The organism is Micromonospora haikouensis (genome assembly GCF_000876225.1).
Lineage (GTDB): Bacteria > Actinomycetota > Actinomycetes > Mycobacteriales > Micromonosporaceae > Micromonospora > Micromonospora haikouensis.
Map to the genome: position 1 here is coordinate 2144253 of NZ_JXSX01000001.1, position 18554 is coordinate 2162806.

17 protein-coding genes are annotated in these 18554 nt (G+C 74.9%); 11 read left to right on the plus strand and 6 right to left on the minus strand.

Annotation, left to right across the window (positions count from 1 at the left end):
- The first annotated feature begins 260 nt into the window (after positions 1–260).
- The 9 genes from TK50_RS09420 (at position 261) to TK50_RS09460 (ending at position 10923) form a co-directional block, all read left to right on the plus strand.
- Positions 261–491, plus strand: a complete 231-nt coding sequence (locus TK50_RS09420) for a hypothetical protein (RefSeq protein ID WP_144420198.1) — start codon at positions 261–263, stop codon at positions 489–491.
- On the plus strand, positions 488–760 hold the full coding sequence (locus TK50_RS09425; RefSeq protein ID WP_043962393.1) for a hypothetical protein: 273 nt from the start codon (positions 488–490) through the stop codon (positions 758–760). The genes TK50_RS09420 and TK50_RS09425 overlap by 4 nt, the downstream gene beginning before the upstream one ends.
- Positions 753–1037, plus strand: coding sequence for a hypothetical protein (locus TK50_RS09430; RefSeq protein ID WP_043962394.1), 285 nt, complete (start codon positions 753–755; stop codon positions 1035–1037). Before TK50_RS09425 ends, TK50_RS09430 begins: the two co-directional genes overlap by 8 nt.
- A gap of 67 nt (positions 1038–1104) precedes the next feature.
- Positions 1105–2697 carry an amino acid permease gene (locus tag TK50_RS09435; protein ID WP_043962395.1) on the plus strand — a complete coding sequence of 531 codons (1593 nt, stop codon included), beginning with the start codon at positions 1105–1107 and terminating at the stop codon, positions 2695–2697.
- 23 nt (positions 2698–2720) lie between these two features.
- Positions 2721–4085, plus strand: a complete 1365-nt coding sequence (locus TK50_RS09440) for a glutamine synthetase family protein (protein WP_043962397.1) — start codon at positions 2721–2723, stop codon at positions 4083–4085.
- Positions 4086–4217: 132 nt separating this feature from the next.
- Positions 4218–5564, plus strand: coding sequence for an aldehyde dehydrogenase family protein (locus tag TK50_RS09445; protein ID WP_043962398.1), 1347 nt, complete (start codon positions 4218–4220; stop codon positions 5562–5564).
- A 1-nt stretch (position 5565) separates the two neighbouring features.
- Positions 5566–6333, plus strand: coding sequence for a 3-oxoacyl-ACP reductase (locus tag TK50_RS09450; RefSeq protein WP_043962399.1), 768 nt, complete (start codon positions 5566–5568; stop codon positions 6331–6333).
- Between the two features lie 93 nt (positions 6334–6426).
- Positions 6427–6975, plus strand: a complete 549-nt coding sequence (locus TK50_RS09455) for a pyridoxamine 5'-phosphate oxidase family protein (protein WP_043962400.1) — start codon at positions 6427–6429, stop codon at positions 6973–6975.
- A 150-nt stretch (positions 6976–7125) separates the two neighbouring features.
- The gene (locus TK50_RS09460) at positions 7126–10923 is read left to right on the plus strand and encodes a SpoIIE family protein phosphatase (RefSeq protein WP_043962401.1); all 3798 of its coding nucleotides are present in this window, start codon (positions 7126–7128) and stop codon (positions 10921–10923) included.
- Between the two features lie 77 nt (positions 10924–11000).
- Here the strand turns inward: TK50_RS09460 and TK50_RS09465 are convergent, their stop codons facing one another.
- On the minus strand, positions 11001–11315 hold the full coding sequence (locus TK50_RS09465) for an STAS domain-containing protein (protein ID WP_043964172.1): 315 nt from the start codon (positions 11313–11315) through the stop codon (positions 11001–11003).
- A 127-nt stretch (positions 11316–11442) separates the two neighbouring features.
- Between TK50_RS09465 and map the strand changes: the two genes are divergently transcribed.
- On the plus strand, positions 11443–12300 hold the full coding sequence (gene map, locus TK50_RS09470) for a type I methionyl aminopeptidase (RefSeq protein WP_043962402.1): 858 nt from the start codon (positions 11443–11445) through the stop codon (positions 12298–12300).
- Complete coding sequence (locus tag TK50_RS09475; protein WP_043962403.1) at positions 12297–13010, plus strand: VIT1/CCC1 transporter family protein; 714 nt, start codon at positions 12297–12299, stop codon at positions 13008–13010. The genes map and TK50_RS09475 overlap by 4 nt, the downstream gene beginning before the upstream one ends.
- Positions 13011–13023: 13 nt before the next feature.
- On the opposite strand, the gene TK50_RS09480 is transcribed toward TK50_RS09475, so the two are convergent.
- From TK50_RS09480 to TK50_RS09500, 5 genes are all read right to left on the minus strand, one after another.
- Complete coding sequence (locus TK50_RS09480; RefSeq protein WP_043962404.1) at positions 13024–13734, minus strand: hypothetical protein; 711 nt, start codon at positions 13732–13734, stop codon at positions 13024–13026.
- A 64-nt stretch (positions 13735–13798) separates the two neighbouring features.
- Positions 13799–14263, minus strand: coding sequence for a nitroreductase/quinone reductase family protein (locus TK50_RS09485; protein WP_043962405.1), 465 nt, complete (start codon positions 14261–14263; stop codon positions 13799–13801).
- Between the two features lie 27 nt (positions 14264–14290).
- Positions 14291–17023 carry an FtsX-like permease family protein gene (locus TK50_RS09490; protein WP_043962406.1) on the minus strand — a complete coding sequence of 911 codons (2733 nt, stop codon included), beginning with the start codon at positions 17021–17023 and terminating at the stop codon, positions 14291–14293.
- Positions 17020–17892 (minus strand): ABC transporter ATP-binding protein, encoded by an 873-nt coding sequence (locus TK50_RS09495; protein ID WP_082106234.1) that lies wholly within the window; start codon positions 17890–17892, stop codon positions 17020–17022. Before TK50_RS09495 ends, TK50_RS09490 begins: the two co-directional genes overlap by 4 nt.
- Positions 17889–18482 (minus strand): PadR family transcriptional regulator, encoded by a 594-nt coding sequence (locus TK50_RS09500; RefSeq protein ID WP_043962407.1) that lies wholly within the window; start codon positions 18480–18482, stop codon positions 17889–17891. The genes TK50_RS09495 and TK50_RS09500 overlap by 4 nt, the downstream gene beginning before the upstream one ends.
- Positions 18483–18554 lie beyond the last annotated feature (72 nt).

Here is an 18554-nt window from a genome sequence, read left to right on the forward strand (position 1 = left end):
GTCGTGATCGCCAGGCGTCGCCCGGTCCTGCCGGGCGTCGTCGAGGGCTGCCGAGCGCGGCGAGGTGATTCCAGACGTGCACCGGGACCAGGCGCGATGGCTTCTCAGCGTAGTTCCGCGATCAGCAGACTGTCACCCGGCGGGCCGGTGTGCAGGGTGTTGCCCGCCCGGTCTTCGAGTCAGGGAGGGCGCATGCGCAGGCATCGTGGCGGGCGGCACTCGGGGTGTCCACAGTGAATCCGCTGGTCATGGTGGGTGACGTGTTGACGCTTCAGCCGTGTGACTACTGCATCGGGCAGGTGGTGCTGCGGCTGAAGGTCACCTACGTGCCCCGGTACGCGAACTTCCTGGCGTCGCGGTGGGTGCGGCTGGAGGGGCTGGAGCTGCGCCCCGACGGCACGCCGGGCCGGGAGCGCGTCGTCATGGTCCGGGTGCAGGCGATCCGCGACTCCCCGCCGGTCCGCCCGGGGCCGGAGGTGCGGGGGCGGTGACGGGCCAGCACCCACCGAGGTACGCGGGCGGTCCCTGCTTCACCTGCGGCAGGCCGTGGCCGTGCTTCGAGCGGCAGGTGGCGAGCCTCGTCGAGTTCGCCGGCATGGGGGACCTGCTCGTGGCGTACATGGGTGACTGGTATCGGCTCGGGGTCGAGGAGCGCAGGCGGCGCGGCCTGCCGTTCGACCCGGAGCTGGAGGCGCGGCACCTCGGGTGGCTCGACATGGTCCTGCCGGCGCGGGGCGAGCAGCGGGGCGGCGATGGCTGAGACGACGTCGAGGAAGCCGGCCTGCGGGGACCTGCTGCACGTCACGCGGGCCGCCAGCGTGCAGTTCGTCCGGCCGATCTTCTTCCGGGTGATCCGCGTCCACGAGGACTGGCACACCTACCACGGGTGGCTGTGGCTGGACGGCTACGAGGTGGACGCGCGGGGCGACGCCGTGGCCCGCCGCTCGATCTACGTGCAGCCGGCGGGGCTGCGCCGGTTGGCCGGCGTCCCGCGCCCGGCGGCGGCGCGCCCCGGGCGGCAGGCCGTGGCGTATTGACCATCGTGATCGGCGGGACGAGACTCGGGCGCACGCGTTTCCGGCAATCCTCGCCAGGAGGTGTGCAGTGGCCACGACGCCCGCGCCGACCGCCGAACAGCCGATGGACGACGACGCCCGCCGGCTCGCCGAACTCGGTTACCAGCAGGAGTTGCGCCGCAAGTGGAGCGGCTTCTCCAACTTCGCGATCTCGTTCTCGATCATCTCGATCCTGGCCGGCTGCTTCACCACGTTCGGCCAGGCGTGGAACAACGGCGGGCCGGTCGCCATCTCCTGGGGCTGGCCGCTGATCTCGCTGTTCATCCTGGTCATCGGCTTCTGCCTGGCCGAGCTGGTGTCGGCGTACCCGACGGCGGGCGGCATCTACTGGTGGGCGGCGAAGATGGGCCGGCCGGTGCACGGCTGGTTCACCGGCTGGCTCAACCTGATCGGCCTGGTGGCGGTCACCGCGTCGGTCGACTACGGCTGCGCCACGTTCCTCAATCTCACCCTGTCGGCGCTGTTCGACGGCTGGGCGGGGACGCTGCGGCAGGCGTTCGTGCTGTTCGTGATCATCCTGGCGCTGCACGGGCTGATCAACATCTTCGGGCACCGGATCATCGACGTACTCCAGAACGTCTCGGTGTGGTGGCACGTGGCCGGCGCGGCGGCGGTGGTCGCCATCCTGGTGTTCGTCCCGGAGGAGCACCAGAGCTTCCAGTTCGTCTTCACCGAGCGGTTCGACAACTCCGGCTTCGGTGACGGCGGCACCGGTGGGTGGACCTTCTGGTTCTACGTGCTGCCGCTGGGCTTCCTGCTCACCCAGTACACGATCACCGGCTTCGACGCCTGCGCGCACGTGTCGGAGGAGACCCGGGGCGCGTCGAAAGCTGCCGCGCAGGGGCTGTGGCGGTCGATCTTCTATTCGGCGGTGGGCGGCTGGATCCTGCTGCTCGCGTTCCTGTTCGCCGCCACCGACGTGGACGCGATCAACGCGGCCGGCGGGTTCTCCGGGGCGATCTTCGAAACGGCGCTCACCCCGTTCTTCTTCAAGACCGTCATCATCGTCTCCACCATCGGGCAGTTCTTCTGCGGCATGAGCTGTGTGACGTCGATGTCGCGGATGGCGTACGCGTTCAGCCGGGACCGGGCGGTGCCGGGCTGGCGGCTCTGGTCGAAGGTGGACCGCAACGGCACCCCGGTCAACGCGATCGTCGGCGCGACCGTGGCCGGGCTGGTGCTCACCCTGCCGGCGCTCTACGAGAGCCCGTCCGGGATCCCGGTGGCCTTCTACGCGGTGGTCTCGGTCGCGGTGATCGGGCTCTACCTCTCCTTCGTCATCCCGATCGTGCTGCGGCTGCGGATGGGCGACCGGTTCACCCCCGGCCCGTGGACGCTCGGCCGCCGCTACAAGGTGCTCGGCTGGGTCGCGGTGGTCGAGATCGCGATCATCTCGGTCTACTTCGTGCTGCCGATCGTGCCCGCCGGGGTGCCCGGCCACGCCGACTTCAGCTGGTCGGCGGTCAACTACGCGCCGCTCGCCGTGGGCGGGGTGCTGCTCGTCGTCGCCGTCTGGTGGTACGCCTCGGCGCGCAAGTGGTTCACCGGCCCCCGCCGTACGGTCGAGGGGTTTGCCGACGGCTCCGGCGCGGGCATTGACGGTGATCCGGTCAGGCAGTAGACCTTGGTGATGGAGGCCCGCGCATGAGCAGAGCACCGCTGTCCCTCGAAGAGTTACGGGCGGCGGTCGCCGCCGGCAAGCTCGACACCGTGGTGCTGGCCCTGGTCGACATGCAGGGCCGGTTGCAGGGCAAGCGGTTCCACGCGCCGTTCTTCCTCGACCAGGTGGTGGAGAACGGCAGCGAGGGGTGCAACTACCTGCTCGCCGTCGACGTCGACATGAACACCGTCGACGGCTACGCGATGTCGAGCTGGGAGCGCGGGTACGGCGACTTCGCCATGGTGCCCGACCTGGAGACGCTGCGCCGGGTGCCGTGGCAGCCGGGGACGGCGATGCTCCTGGCCGACCTGGCGTGGCTGGACGGGTCGGGCCCGGTGGTCGCCTCGCCCCGGCAGATCCTGCGCCGTCAGCTCGACCGGCTCGCCGCGCACGGCCTGACCGCGTACGCGGGCACGGAGCTGGAGTTCGTCCTCTACCGCGACTCGTACGAGGACGCCTGGCGGCGCGGCTACCGCGAGCTGACCCCGGCAAACCAGTACAACGTCGACTATTCTCTGCTCGGCACCTCCCGGGTGGAGCCGCTGCTGCGGCGCATCCGCACCGAGATGGCCGGCGCGGGCCTGACCCCGGAGAGCGCGAAGGGCGAGTGCAACCTCGGCCAGCACGAGATCGCCTTCCGCTACGACGAGGCGGTGGCCTGCGCCGACCACCACGTGATCTACAAGAACGGGGCGAAGGAGATCGCCGCCCAGGAGGGCATGTCGATCACCTTCATGGCCAAGCCGAACGCGCGGGAGGGCAACTCCTGCCACATCCACTTCTCGCTGCGCGACGCCGACGGGCGCTCGGCGATGCTCGGCGACGGGCCCGCGCACCTGAGCGTCACCGGGCAGCGGGTGCTGGCCGGGCTGCTCGACACGATGCGCGAGTTCAGCCTGCTGTTCGCCCCGAACGTCAACTCCTACAAGCGCTACCAGCCGGGGTCGTTCGCCCCGACGGCGCTGCGCTGGGGCACCGACAACCGCACCTGCGCGCTGCGGCTGGTCGGCCACGGCCAGGGGATGCGGGTGGAGAACCGGGTGCCGGGGGCGGACGTCAACCCGTACCTGGCGATCGCCGCCCTGGTGGCGGGGGCGGTGCACGGCATCGAGCGGGAGCTGGAGCTGGGCGAGGAGTGCACCGGCAACGCGTACGACGATCCGGCCGCGGAGCGGGTCCCCGGCACCCTGCGCGACGCGCTGGGCCTGTGGGAGTCCTCGACGATCGCCCGCGCGGTCTTCGGCGACGAGGTCCACGCCCACTACGCCAACATGGCGCGAGTGGAGCTGCGCGCCTTCGACGCCGCAGTGACGGACTGGGAACTCCAACGCGGCTTCGAGCGCCTCTGACCCACCCTTTTCTCTCCCGCGATCTTGCAGTTGGGGCCCCTGCTATGGGAGCTTGGCGGCATTTGCGGGGGCCGAAACTGCAAGATCGCGGGAGCTGGAGAGGGAGGGGGCAGGGTGGGGGACGTGACGCGGGTGGTCGATCCCGCCAGCGCAACGGTGCTGGGGGAGGTCGTCGCTGCGGGGGAGCGCGAGGTCGATGCCGCCATCGCGCGGGCCGCCGCCGCGTTTCCGCGCTGGCGGGGGATGCCGCCGGGGGAGCGGGCGCGCCTGCTGCGGCGGTTCGCCGCCCTGGTCGACGCGCACCTGGAGGAGCTGGCGCTGCTGGAGGTGCGCAACTCCGGGCACACCATCGGCAACGCCCGCTGGGAGGCCGGCAACGTCCGCGACGTCCTCGACTACTACGCGGGCGCGCCGGAGCGGCTGACCGGGCGGCAGATCCCCGTGCCCGGCGGGCTGGACGTCACCTTCCACGAGCCGCTGGGCGTGGTCGGGGTGATCGTGCCGTGGAACTTCCCGATGCCCATCGCCGCCTGGGGGTTCGCCCCGGCGCTCGCCGCCGGCAACACGGTGGTGCTCAAGCCGGCCGAGCTGACCCCGCTGACCGCGCTGCGCCTGGCCGAGCTGGGCCGCGAGGCCGGCCTGCCCGAGGACGTGTTCACCGTGCTGCCGGGCCGAGGCGACGTGGTCGGCGAGCGGTTCGTCACCCATCCGGCCGTACGCAAGGTCTGCTTCACCGGGTCCACCGAGGTCGGCACCCGGATCATGGCCGGCTGCGCCGCCCAGGTGAAGCGGGTGACCCTGGAACTGGGCGGCAAGAGCGCGAACGTCGTCTTCGCCGACGCCGACCTGGAGCGGGCGGCGGCCACCGCGCCGTACGCCGTCTTCGACAACGCCGGCCAGGACTGCTGCGCCCGGTCGCGGATCCTGGTGCAGCGCCCGGCGTACGACCGGTTCCTGGAGCTGCTGGAGCCGGCCGTGCGGGCGCTGCGGGTGGAGGACCCGGCGCGGGAGACGGCCGAGATGGGCCCGCTGATCTCCGCCGCCCAGCGGGACCGGGTCGCCGGGTACGTCGACGGGGCGCGGGTGGCGTTCACCGGCTCCCGCCCCGACGGCCCCGGCTTCTGGTACGCCCCGACGGTGCTGCTCGCCGACTCCCCGGCCGACCGGCACTGGCGGGAGGAGATCTTCGGCCCGGTCGTGTCGGTGCTCCCCTTCGACGACGAGGCGGACGCGGTCCGGCTGGCCAACGACACCGAGTACGGCCTGTCCGGCTCGATCTGGACCCGGGACGTGGGCCGGGCCCTGCGGATGGCGCGGGCGGTCGAGGCGGGCAACCTCAGCGTCAACTCGCACTCCTCCGTGCGGTACTGGACCCCGTTCGGCGGGATGAAGCGTTCCGGGCTGGGCCGCGAGCTGGGCCCGGACGCGCTGCACGCCTTCACCGACGTCAAGAACGTGTTCATCAGCACGGAGGAGTGAGATGCAGGGACGGCTTCAGGACCGGGTCGCGGTGGTGACCGGTGCGGGCAGCGGGATCGGGCTGGCCACGGCGCGGCGGTTCGCCGCCGAGGGGGCGCGGGTGGTCTGCGTCGACGTCGACGCGGCGGCGGGCGAGCGGGCCGCGCAGGAGGTGGGCGGCGAGTTCGTCGCCTGCGACGTGGCCGACGAGGCGGCCGTGCGGGAGCTGTTCGACGGGGTGGCGCAGCGGCACGGCCGGGTGGACGTGGCGTTCAACAACGCGGGCATCTCCCCGCCCGACGACGACTCGATCCTGGAGACCGGGCTCGACGCCTGGGAGCGGGTGCTGCGGGTCAACACGACGAGCGTCTACCTGTGCTGCAAGTACGCCATCCCGCACATGCGCCGGCAGGGCAAGGGCTCGATCATCAACACGGCGTCGTTCGTGGCGCTGATGGGGGCGGCCACCTCGCAGATCGCGTACACGGCGAGCAAGGGTGGGGTGCTGGCGATGACCCGGGAGCTGGGCGTGCAGTTCGCCCGGGAGGGCATCCGGGTCAACGCGCTGTGCCCCGGGCCGATCGCCACCCCGCTGCTGATGGAGCTGTTCGCCGCCGACCCGGAGCGGGCCGCCCGCCGCCTCGTGCACGTGCCGATGGGCCGGTTCGGCCAGCCGGAGGAGATCGCCGCGGCGGTGGCGTTCCTGGCCAGCGACGACTCCTCGTTCATGACGGCGGCGCAGTTCGTGGTCGACGGCGGGATCACCGGCGCGTACGTCACCCCGCTGTGAGGCGCGGCGGGGCCGGCACGCGTCCCGGCCCCGCCTTCCCGTCATGCGGGAAGTGCTGTCCCACTTTTCGGTAGGCGGTGCCAGGATGGCGACATGAAGGTTCACGAGGCCATCGACGGGCGGCTACGCGAGTTCATCGAGGAGCAGGCCGTCTTCTTCGTCGCCACCGCGCCCTCCGGGGCCGACGGGCACGTCAACGTCTCGCCGAAGGGCATGCGCGGCACCTTCGTCGTCCTCGGCCCGCACCGGGTCGCCTGGATCGACTTCCACGGCAGCGGCGCGGAGACGATCGCCCACCTGCGGCAGAACGGCCGCATCACGCTGATGTTCTGCGCCTTCGCCGGGCCGCCGAACATCGTCCGGCTGCACGGCCGGGGCACGGCGGTGACGGTGGAGGACGCCGGCTTCGCCGAGCGGCTCGCCGACTTCCCCGACCCGCCGGACCTGCACTCCGCCCGCGCGGTGATCACCGTCGACGTCGACCGGGTCAGCGACTCCTGCGGGTACGCCGTCCCCCTGATGCGGTACGAGGGCGACCGGGACCTGCTGATCCGCGCGCACTCCCGCCGCACCGCCGAGGACCTGGTGACCTACCGGGCCACGAAGAACGCCGCGAGCATCGACGGCCTGTCGGTCTTCTGACCCCCGGCGGCGTCCCGTGCGGATGAGACGCGGGTAACCAGCGCATCACGGCGGGGATGCGTTACGTTGCTGGTCCGTCTGGGTACAAGGCGGGGCACGGCGGCGGCGATCATGCGGTCGCCGGGGGTGACGGCCGGCGCGGGAGGATGCATGAGCTCGGCCCAGGGGGGCGAGGACGGGCAGCATCCGTCCGTCGGGACCGTCGCGGAGACGTTCCCGCCGCTGCTCACGGCCGCGTGCGCCGCCGGCGGCGAGATGGGCGAACGCCTGCTCCGCTTCGACTGGGCGGCCAGCCCGCTCGGCGCCCCGTCCGGCTGGCCGCCGGCGCTGTGCCACGCGGTCGCCATGATGCTCTCCTCCCGGGCGCAGATCGTCATGTTCTGGGGCCCCGAGCACCGCGCCTTCTACAACGACGCCTACCTGCCCACCATCGGCGACAAGCATCCCCACGCCATCGGCCAGCCCGCCAACGAGCACTGGCGGGAGACCTGGGACGTGCTCGGGCCCCTGCTGGACTCGGTGCACAAGACCGGCGAGCCGTACCGGGGCGAGAACCACCCCTTCGTGCTGCACCGGCACGGCTTCCTGGAGGACGTCTACTTCGACATCTCGTACGACCCGATCCGCGCCGCCGACGGCGGCATCGACGGCGTCCTCTGCCTCGTGAACGAGACCACCGGGCGGGTGCTCGGCGAGCGCCGGCTGCGCGCCCTGGCCGAGCTGGGCTCCGACCTGGCCGAGGCGGAGAACGTCGCGGCCCTGGGCCGGGCCGCCGCCGGGGTGCTCGACCGGCACCGGGCGGACGTGCCGTTCGCCCTGCTCTACCTGCGCGACGACGCCGGGAAGCTCACCCTCGCCGGGCGCAGCGGCACCGGGCTGCCCGCCCCCGCCGGGCGCAGCGGCACCGGGCTGCCCGCCCCCGCCGGGCGCAGCGGCACCGGGCTGCCCGCCCCCGCCGGGCGCGGCGGCGCCGACGACGCCGACGGGGCGGTCGCGCCGCTGCCGCTCGGCGAGGCGGCCACCGCGACGGTGAGCCGGGTCGCCGACGGCGGGTCCGCCACCACCATCGACGTGGCCGACCTGCTGCCGCATCTCGACGCCGGCGCCGCCGCGCAGGCGCTGGTGCTGCCGGTCACCGCGACCCACGAGCCGGTGGGGGCGCTCGTCGTGGGCGTCTCCGCCCGGCTGCCGTTCACCGACGAGTACCGCACCTTCTTCGACCTGATCGCCGCCCAGCTCTCCCGCGCCGTCGGCCGGCAGCGGGCCTACGAGCAGGAGCGGGACCGGGCCGCCGAACTGGCCGCGCTCGACCGCGCCAAGACGAACTTCTTCGCCAACGTCAGCCACGAGTTCCGCACCCCGCTGACCCTCGTGCTGGGCCCGCTGGAGGAACTGCTCGCCGACCCGACGCTGCCCGATCCCCACCTCGACCGGCTCACCATGATGCACCGCAACGCGCTGCGCCTGCTCAAGCTGGTCAATACCGTGCTCGACTTCTCCCGCCTGGAGTCCGGCCGGCTGGCCGCCCACTACCAGCCCACCGACCTCGCCGACTACACCGCCCGGCTGGCCAGCACCTTCCGCTCGGCCACCGAACGCGCCGGCCTGCGCCTGGTCGTCGACTGCCCGCCGCTGCCCGCGCCGGTGTACGTCGACCGGGACATGTGGGAGAAGATCGTGCTCAACCTCGTCGCCAACGCGGTGAAGTTCACCTTCGACGGCGAGGTGCGGGTCCGCGTCCGGGCGGTGGACGGCGCGGCCCGGCTGGAGGTCGCCGACACGGGCGTCGGCATCGCGCCCGAGGAGTTGCCGCACGTCTTCGAGCGGTTCCACCGGGTGCCCGGCGTCCGTTCCCGCACCCACGAGGGCACCGGGATCGGGCTGGCGCTGGTCCGCGAGCTGGTGGAGATGCACGGCGGCCGGGCCGAGGCCACCAGCGTCGCCGACCGGGGCAGCACGTTCACCGTGACCGTGCCGTTCGGCTCCGCCCACCTGCCCGCCGACCGGGTCGCGGCCGACGCGCCGGCCGCGCCGCCGGAGCTGGGGCAGGCCCGGCTCTTCGCGGCCGAGACCGCGCTGTGGACCGGCGCGCCGGGTCGGCCCGGAGCCGGGGAGGCGGCCGGGTCGACCGGCGGCGAGCGGGCCGCGGCGGGCCGCATCCTGCTCGCCGACGACAACGCCGACCTGCGCGAACACGTCACCCGGCTGCTGCGCCCGTCGTGGGAGGTGGTGGCCGTGCCGGACGGCGTCGAGGCGCTGCGCCGGGCCGTGGAGGCACCCTTCGACCTGGTGCTCACCGACGTGATGATGCCCCGGCTCGACGGCTTCGGCCTGGTGACCGCGCTGCGCGCCGACCCGCGTACCCGGCACGTGCCCATCGTGCTGCTGTCGGCCCGGGCCGGTTCGGCGGAGGCCGTCGCCGGCCTCGCCGTCGGCGCGGACGACTACCTGACCAAACCCTTCTCCGGCGAGGAGCTGATCGCCCGGGTCCGGGCCAACGTCGAGCTGGGCCAGCTCCGGGGGCAGATCATCCGGCGGCTGCGGGCCCTGGCCGACGCCGCCGTCGCGGTGAACACCGCCCGCACCACCGCCGAGGTGCTCCAGGTGGCCGCCCGGCACGCGCTCGGCCTCGCCGAGGCCGCCCGGGTGGTGGTCACCTCCAGCGGGGCCCGCTACGAGGCCGACGGCGGCGGGACGGCCGCCGTCGAACCGTCCGTCGTGCTGCCGCTGACCGGCAGCGCCGGGGAGACGCTGGGCGAGCTGCGGGTCTGGGGCCACGCCGAGGACGCCGCCGACCCCGGCCACGCCGCGCTGACCCAGCTCGCCCGGCTGGTCGGCGTGCGGCTGGAGAACGCCCAGCTCTACGAGGCCGAGCACCGCGTCGCCACCACCCTCCAGCACAGCCTGCTGCCCCGGTCGCTGCCCCGGCTGCCCGGCGCGGTGGTGGCCAGCCGCTACCTGCCCGGCAGCGCCGACGTCGAGGTCGGCGGCGACTGGTACGACGTGATCCGGCTCGACGACGACGAGCTGGTCCTGGTCATCGGCGACGTCGTCGGCAAGGGCGTGCGGGCCGCCGCCTCGATGGGCCAGCTCCGCAACGCGCTTCGGGCGTACGTGCTGGAGGGCTACGACCCCGGCGAGTCGCTGACCCGGCTCAACCGGCTGGTGGGCTCGGCGGAGCAGCCGTCGTTCGCGACCGTGGTCTGCCTCTGGTTCTCGCCCCGCACCGGCCGGCTCCGCTACGCCAGCGCCGGGCACCCGTCCCCCCTGCTGATCCGAGGAGACGACGTGGCGTTCCTGCACGACCGCGCGCTCGGGCCGCCGGTCGGCGCGATCCCCGGCGCGTCGTACCGGACCGTGGACGACGCGCTGGCCCCCGGGGCCCGGCTGCTGCTCTACACCGACGGGCTGATCGAGGACCGGCAGCTCGGCCTCGACGCGGCCCTCGCGCAACTGCGCGCCGACGCGGCCGGCGGCGAGCACGTCGCCGACCTGGTCGACGCGGTCGTGGAGCGGGTCGCCGCGCGTCCGCTGCGCGACGACGTGGCGGTGCTCGCGCTGGAGGCGACCGAACCGAACCGGTTCGCGCTGCGGCTGCCCGCCGACCCGACCCGGCTGAGCGTGCTGCGTCGGCGGCTGGAGGACTTCCTCACCGCCCACCGGGTCGGCGAGAACGACCTGTTCGACCTCACCGTCGCGGTCTCCGAGGCCGCCGCGAACGCCATCGAGCACCCGGTCTGCCCGGCCGAGCCGACCATCGGCGTGGAGGTGACCATCGCCGACGGCACGGTGGTGGCGACGGTCCGGGACAGCGGGCAGTGGCGGGAGTCGACCGGCGCGGGTTTCCGCGGGCGCGGACTGGCGCTGATCAGGGCCCTCGGCGACCTGACGGTCAGCCGTACCGCCGAGGGGACGCAGGTGACGCTGCGCCGGCGGCTGCGGAACTGAGCGCGCCCGGCGGGCCTCGGCCGTGCTGGCCGCGGGCCGGGGCGCGGCTCGCCGGGGCTCAGCTCGCCGGACGGGGTTCAGGCGGGGGCGACCCAGTCCTGACCGGCCAGGCCGGAGATCTCCAGCACCCGGCGGACCTGCCGCGACGGCAGCACGGTGAGCACGCCCGGGAAGCGCTGGGCGAGCCGGACCACGGCGTGGATCGCCGCCGAGTCGAAGAACGTGACCTCCCGCAGGTCGAGGGTCACCCGACCGGCCGGCTCGCGTAGCGCGGCCTGGAGCATCGTGTCGGCGGTGGCCATGTCCACCTCGCCGACGACCACCACGCGGACGTGGTCGCCGTCGGTCTCCGTGCGGGCGGAGAAGACGGGAGCGGCACCCCCTTGATCCACGCAGAACACGATGGCACAGCGGAGGTGGCTCGGCAACAACCGGTCGGCCGAGGCCACGGGTCGGCCGCCGCCACCGCCGGGCACCCGGCCGCGCCGCCCGCCGCCCGGCCGGCGATAGGCTTGCGCCATGACCGTCCGTGCGCCGCTGACCCCCGGCACGCTCACCCCGACGCGACCGGTGCCGCCCCACATCGTCCGACCGGAGTACGTGGGCAAGAAGCAGCCCCGGCAGTGGACCGGCTCGCACGTGCAGACCCCGGAGACCATCGAGCGGATGCGGGTCGCCGGCCGGCTCGCCGCCCAGGCCACGCAGCTCGCCGGCGAGCACTGCAAGCCGGGGGTGACCACCGACGAGATCGACCGCGTGGTGCACGAGTTCCTCTGCGACCACGGGGCCTACCCGTCGACGCTGGGCTACAAGGGCTTCCCGAAGTCCTGCTGCACCAGCCTCAACGAGGTGATCTGCCACGGCATCCCCGACTCCACCGTGCTGTGCGACGGCGACATCGTCAACGTCGACGTGACCGCGTACATCGGCGGGGTGCACGGCGACACCGACGCCACCTTCTGCGTCGGCGAGGTCGACGAGGAGGCCCGGCTGCTGGTCGAGCGGACCCACGAGGCGATGATGCGGGGGATCAAGGCGGTCGCCCCGGGCCGGCAGATCAACGTGATCGGCCGGGTCATCGAGTCGTACGCCAAGCGGTTCGGCTACGGGGTGGTCCGCGACTTCACCGGCCACGGCATCGGGGAGGCCTTCCACAGCGGCCTCTACGTGCCGCACTACGACAGCCCCCGACCGACCGACGTGATGGAACCGGGCATGACGTTCACCATCGAGCCGATGATCACCCTCGGCACCCACCAGTACGACATGTGGGACGACGGCTGGACGGTCGTCACGAAGGACCGGAAGTGGACCGCCCAGTTCGAGCACACGATCCTCGTCACCGAGGACGGCCACGAGATCCTGACCCTGCCGTGAGCGACACCCCGGCGGCGCTGCGCGAGGCGCACCACGCGGACGTGTCCGGCGGCTGGCTGCGGCCGGCCGTGTTCGGCGCGATGGACGGCCTGGTCACCAACATCGCCCTGATCGCGGGCGTCGGCGGCGGCGGGGTGTCGCCGCACAGCATCGTGCTCACCGGCGTCGCCGGCCTCGTCGCCGGCGCGATCTCGATGGGCCTCGGCGAGTACACGAGCGTCCGGTCGGCCAACGAGCAGGTCGCCGCCGAGGTCGCCAAGGAACGCCGCGAGCTGGAGCGGCACCCGGAGGCGGAGGCCCGCGAGCTGGCCGACGCGTGGGTGGCCCGGGGGCTGTCCCGCGACCTCGCCACGCAGGTCGCCGAGGCGGTGCGGGCCAACCCGGAGGAGGCGCTGCGGGTGCACGTCCGGGAGGAGCTGGGCGTCGACCCGGACGACCAGCCCAGCCCGTGGGCGGCGGCGATCTCGTCGTTCCTGTTCTTCTCGGTCGGCGCGCTGATCCCGCTGCTGACCTACCTGCTCGGCGCCACCAGCCTGTGGCTCGCGCTGGCCGTCGGCGGGGTCGGGCTCTTCGCGGCCGGGGCGATCGTGGCCCGGTTCACCAACCGCGCCTGGTGGAGCAGCGGCCTGCGGCAGCTCCTCCTCGGCGCGGCGGCGGCCGCCGCGACGTACCTGGTCGGCACGCTCATCGGCATCCAGGGCGGCCTGTAGGCAGGCGCGCCGGTCAGCCGGCGAGGAGGTCGTCGACGGTGCCGTCCACGGGGCGGCCCCGGGCGGCCAGCTCCTCGGCCTGCCGGGCCAGCACCGCGCCGACCTCGGTCATGTCCGCCCCGGCCAGGCCGGTGCGGCGCACCGCGTCGCCCGGGTCCCGGAAGTAGGTGCGGCCGAGCAGCCCGTTGACCGTGGCCGCCGCGAGCCGGGCCTCGCCGAGCATCAGCAGTGCCTGGTCCGTCTCGTACCACCCGGCGAGCCGGGCGGCCCGGGCGTGCGCGGCGCAGCCCCTGTACCACGCCTGCCGGGCGGCGCCGGTGAACTCCGCCGGCCGGGCCCGGGCGAGCGTGGCCAGGTGCTCGTCGCGCAGGGCCGGCAACCATCCGGTCGGGTCGTGCAGCGCCCGGGTGGTGACGTACCGGTCGGCGACCAGCGGCCACAGCGCTGTGATCGACCGGGCCCGCTCCAGGTGGTCGTCGGCGGCCGTGACGGTCAGGTCGACCAGCACCCCGTCCACCCGACGGGTCGCCGGTCGCGGCCCCGTGCCGGGCCGGTAGGTGGCGATCAGCAGCCCGACCTCGCTGTCCCCGCCGCCGTCGTCGTCGCCGTGGGCCAGCGGGCCGTGCACCGCCACGGCCAGGACGTCGGCCGGGAAGCGCCGCCGGGCCGTCGCGGCGACCCGCTCCGCCACCGACCACCGGGGGTCGTCCTGGTAAGGCTCCACGCGGCTCCACCCTAGTCAACCGGCGGCGGGACCGCCCGGTCCGCCGCGCCCGGTGCCGGCCCGGTCAGCGGGGCACCAGGCGGAAGACCCGGATCTCCCGCCCGCCGGCCCGCTCGACGTACGTCTCGTACGCTGGCCACTCGGTGGTCAGCAGCCTCCAGAGCCGGTCGCGTTCCGCGCCGGTGGCCACCTCGGCCCGCACCGCCAGTCGTCGCCCCCGCACGTCGACCTCGGCGGTCGGGTCGGCGAGCAGGTTCAGCGCCCAGGCGGGCTGGTGCTGCTGCCCCCAGTTGGAGCCGACCACCACGAAGGCGTCGCCGTCCGGCACGTACAGCAGGGGGTTGCTGCGCGGCAGGCCCGAGCGGCGGCCGGTGGTGGTGATGACCAGCGAGGGGACCAGGCCCAGCGCGACCACCCGCCCCCGGGTGAGCCGGCCGACCGCCCGGTCGACGGGGACGAGCAGCCGGATCGTGGCGCCGAACCAGCGGTGATGGCCGAGGCGGCGGGTCAGGGTACCGATAGCGGACACGCGGCCAGTGTGCCGCCTGGGCGGCAGTCAGTCGAGGCGGCGCTCGACGGCCAGCCGGGAGCGGGTGAACAGGGCCGCGCCGGCCATCGCCACCAGCGGCACCACCACCAGCACGCCCAGCGTGAGCCACGGGACCACGATCGGGTACGGCTCCTGCACCGGCCAGGCCGTGGCGATCCGGCGGTTCAGGGCGACCAGGATGATCACCGCCGTGCCCAGCCCGACCACGATGCCCAGCGCCGAGCCGAGCACGGCGATCACCCCGGCCTGGCACAGCGAGAGCACCCGCCGCATCCGAGGGCTGGCGCCCACGGCACCGAGGGTGGACAGGTCCGCCCGCCCCTCGGCGGCGGCGAGGCCGGTGGCGACCGCCGCCGCGCCCACCGTGATCAGGCCGGAGCCGATGGCCAGCACCAGCAGCAGCGACCGCTCGTCGCTGCCCCACGTCCCCCGCTCGACGATCACGTCGAGCCGGCCGAGCCGGCGCAGCTCGACGTCGAGGCGGTCCTGCTGGGCGGAGGTCGGGGCGGCGGCGGTGGCCACCGCGTACCCGATCTGGCGGGTGTCGAGCCCGAGCCGGGCGGCGGCGGCGCGGGACACCGTGAGCTGGTCCACCCCGACGCCGCCGCGCAGCGCGTACCCGGGGACGGTGGCGGTCCCGATCACCGCGGGTTCTGGGGCGTCCCCCACCCGGGTCGCCGTGAGGGTGAGCCGGCCGGCGAGCAGGTACCGCTCGTCGGTGACGACCGCGCCGCCGGCCGCCAGCACCCGCCGCGCGGCGGCCACCTCCTCGGGGCCGGCCCCGGTCAGCGCCGCCAGCGCGTCGCCGTCGTCGACCGAGACGGGCACGGAGTAGCCCGAGGGGTATCCGCCCTCCACCCACCCGCTGCAGCGCGGGTCGCTGCGGGCGCGGGCCCGCACGGCCGCGTCGCGCAACTGCTCCACCTGGTACGGGCAGGCCCGCCCGGCCGGCAGTTCCACCCGGACGTCGCACCACTCGCCGTCGCCGAACGGGGCAGGGCAGGCCGGCGCGTCGACCCGGGCCACCGTGCTGCCCGGCAGCGTCGCGGCGACCACCTCGGCGACCCGGGGCACCGGCGACAGCGCCGTCCCGTCGCCGGGGCCGATGACCATGGCGTGCCCGTACGGCATGGCCGGCAGGTAGCTGGCGTCGGTGCGGGCGCTGTCGCTGGCCACGTAGACGCCGAGGGCGACGCTGCCGGCGACCGCGGCCATCACCGCCGAGATCGCCGGCGCGGCCGAGGAACGGTTGCGGCTGGCGTCGCGCAGCGCGATCCGGGGCGCGAGCGGCAACCACCGGCCGGCCCGGGCGAGCACCCCGACCAGCGTCGGGGTGACGAAGACCAGCCCGAGCTCGCCCAGGACCACCCCGGCGAAGAGCACGACCGTGACACCCCGGGTGGCCCCGAGTGCGGCCACCGCCACGCCGACGACGGCCAGCAGCGCCCCGATCAGCGGCCAGCGACGCCGGTGCTCCGGCGCGGTGCGCCGCCCGGCCAGCCCGGCCACCACGTCCTGCCGCGCGGCGGTCCAGGCCGGCGCCAGGGCCGCGAGCACCCCGGCCAGCACCGCGACGGCGGCGATCGCCGCCAGCGCGGCCGGGAAGACGCGGTACGCCCCGAAGCGCGCCCCGAAGACGTACTCCTCGATGAGCGGCCGGGCCGCGAACGCGCCGGCGACACCCAGCGCCAGCCCGGCGGCGGCCCCCGCGCAGCCCAGCACCACCCCGTCAGCCAGCACGATGCGGCGCAGGTGCGCGGCGTCGCCGCCGGCCACCGCGACCAGGGCGAGGTCGCGGCGGCGACGCCGCACGCCGACGGCGAACGCCGGCCCCACGAGCAGCACCACCTCGAGCAGGCCGAGGCCGGCCACCAGCAGCGTGGTGCCGGTGTCCTCGGCGCTGAGCGCGACGCCCGCGGTCGCGGGCTCCGCCGTGGGGTGCGGCGCCGGGGTGCGGGCGACCACCACGATCCCGCGCGCGTTGAGTCGCTCGGTCAGCCCGGGACCGGCGTCGGCCGGCAGGTCGACGAGCCAGCTCGACTCGCCGCGCGGGTCGCCCGGTCGGTCCGTGGGGGGCAGCGCAACCGTGGGTCGCAGGTTGTCGGGGAACTCCACCACCCCGACCACGGTCCGCTCGGCCGACCCGTCGGCCGGGGCGATCCGGTCGCCGAGCGCCGCGCCCAGCCGGCGCAGCGCCGCGCGGTTGAGCCCGACCTCGTCGACCCCGGTCGGGGCGCGGCCGGCGAGCACCCGGCCCTGCCCCCGCAGCACCGGGTCGGTCAGGTTAAGCAGCCGCCCGTCGACCGTCTCGCGCCGGCCCCCGGCGCGGGCCTCGAACGGCACCCACCAGCGGACCTCGGCGACGCGGCTCCCGGCCGGCAGCAGGGCGGTCAGCTCGTCGGCGGTGACCGGGCGCGTCCGCCCCGGCACGCCGTCGCGCTGGTAGGTGGTGTCGCCCCAGGCGTCCTGCGCCACCGGGCCCTCGGCGACCCAGCGCAGCTCCGCGTCGGCGGCCCCGAGCCGCCGGTCGATCCGCTCGGCCCGGCTCAGTTCGGCCATGTCGTAGCTGACGGCGGAGAGGGCCAGCCCCAGCACCGGCAGGGTGATCATCGCGAGCACCAGCGCGGTCCGGCCACGGGCCCGGCGCGCCTCCCGCCGGGCGATGCGCAGCGCGGCCCGCCACGAGCGCAGCGCCGCCAGCAACCGCCGTACGCGGGCGGGGTGGCGCTCGCTGTTCACCGACCGCTGCCGGCCAGCAGCTGCTCGACGCCGCCCAGCGGGGCCGTCGAGTCCACCATCACCCCGTCGCGCAGGAACACCACCCGGTCGGCCCAGCCCGCGTGCCGGGCCTCGTGGGTGACCAGGACGGCGGCGGCCCCCGCGTCGACCCGGCGGCGCAGCAGACGCAGCACCGCCTCGCCGGTCTGCGAGTCCAGCGCGCCGGTCGGCTCGTCGGCCAGCACGAGCCGCCGCTCGCCGACGAGGGCCCGGGCGATGGCCACCCGCTGCTGCTGCCCGCCGGAGAGCTGGTCGGGGAAGCGGTCGCCCAGCTCGGCGAGGCCCACCTCGGCGAGCGCCGCCCGGGCCGCCCGCCGCCCGTGGCGCACGCCGACGCCGTCGAGTTCGAGGGGGAGCGCGACGTTCTCGGCGGCGGTGAGGCTGCCCAGCAGGTTCAGGTTCTGGAAGATGTAGCCGATCCGCCGGCGGCGCAGCCGGGCCAGCGCGCGGGGATCCAGCGCGCCGAGCGCCTGCCCCTCGACGCGGATCTCGCCCGCGGTCGGGCCGTCCAGGCCGCCGGCGAGGGCGAGCAGGGTGGACTTGCCGGAGCCGGAGGGGCCCATCACCGCGACCAGCTCGCCGGGGGCGACGGTGAGGCTCACCCCGCGCAGGGCGTGCACGGCGGCGTCGCCGCTGCCGTGGGTGCGGTGCACGTCGCGGACGTCGAGCACGGCCGTGGTCGCCGGCCCGTGCGGGTCGTCGCCGGGGCGGGCGGCCGTGCCGGGGCCGGCCCGGTCGACGGGCCTGCCTTGGTCCGCCGGGCCGCCGGGGCCGTGGTGCGGGTCGGGCGGGTCGGGGCGGGTCGTCGGCGCGCCGCCCGTCCCGCTCATCGCCGCGCCTCCTCGCCGTCCCGGTCCGCCTCCGCCGGCCGCCCCGGACCGGCGCGCCCGCCGGGCCCGGGGGCGGGCCGGTGCCGGACCAGGCTCGTCTCGCAGTGGTCCAGCCAGCGGATCTCCGCCTCGGCCTGGAACACCATCGCGTCCAGCACCAGCCGCCAGGGCAGGTCCTCGGGACGGTCGCTGGCGTACTTCAACCGGGTGAACTCCTGCAACGCCCGCATGGTCGCGGTGCGCTGGGTCTGCACCACCGCCCGCACGTCGACCCCCGGGGTGGTCAGGGCCAGGGCGAGCTTGATCGCCAGCTCGTCGCGGGGGCGGTCGGTGCGGCTGATCGGGGTCGCGAACCACAGCGCCAGGTCCGCCCGCCCGGCGTCGGTGATCTCGTACGGCCGCTGTCCCGCCTCGCTCTCCGGCAGCGGCCGGACCAGCCCGTCCCGCTCCAGCCGGGAGAGGGTGGTGTAGACCTGCCCGATGTTCAGCGGCCAGGTCGAGCCCGTCGACTCCTCGAACGCGGCCCGGAGCTGGTAGCCGTACATCTGGCCGCGTTCGAGGAGCGCGAGCAGGCCGTGACGGATGGACATGGCTCCGAAGTATGCATACCTGGTATGCCGCCCGCAATCGCGGATCCCACCGGGGCGACCAGCGCAAACGCT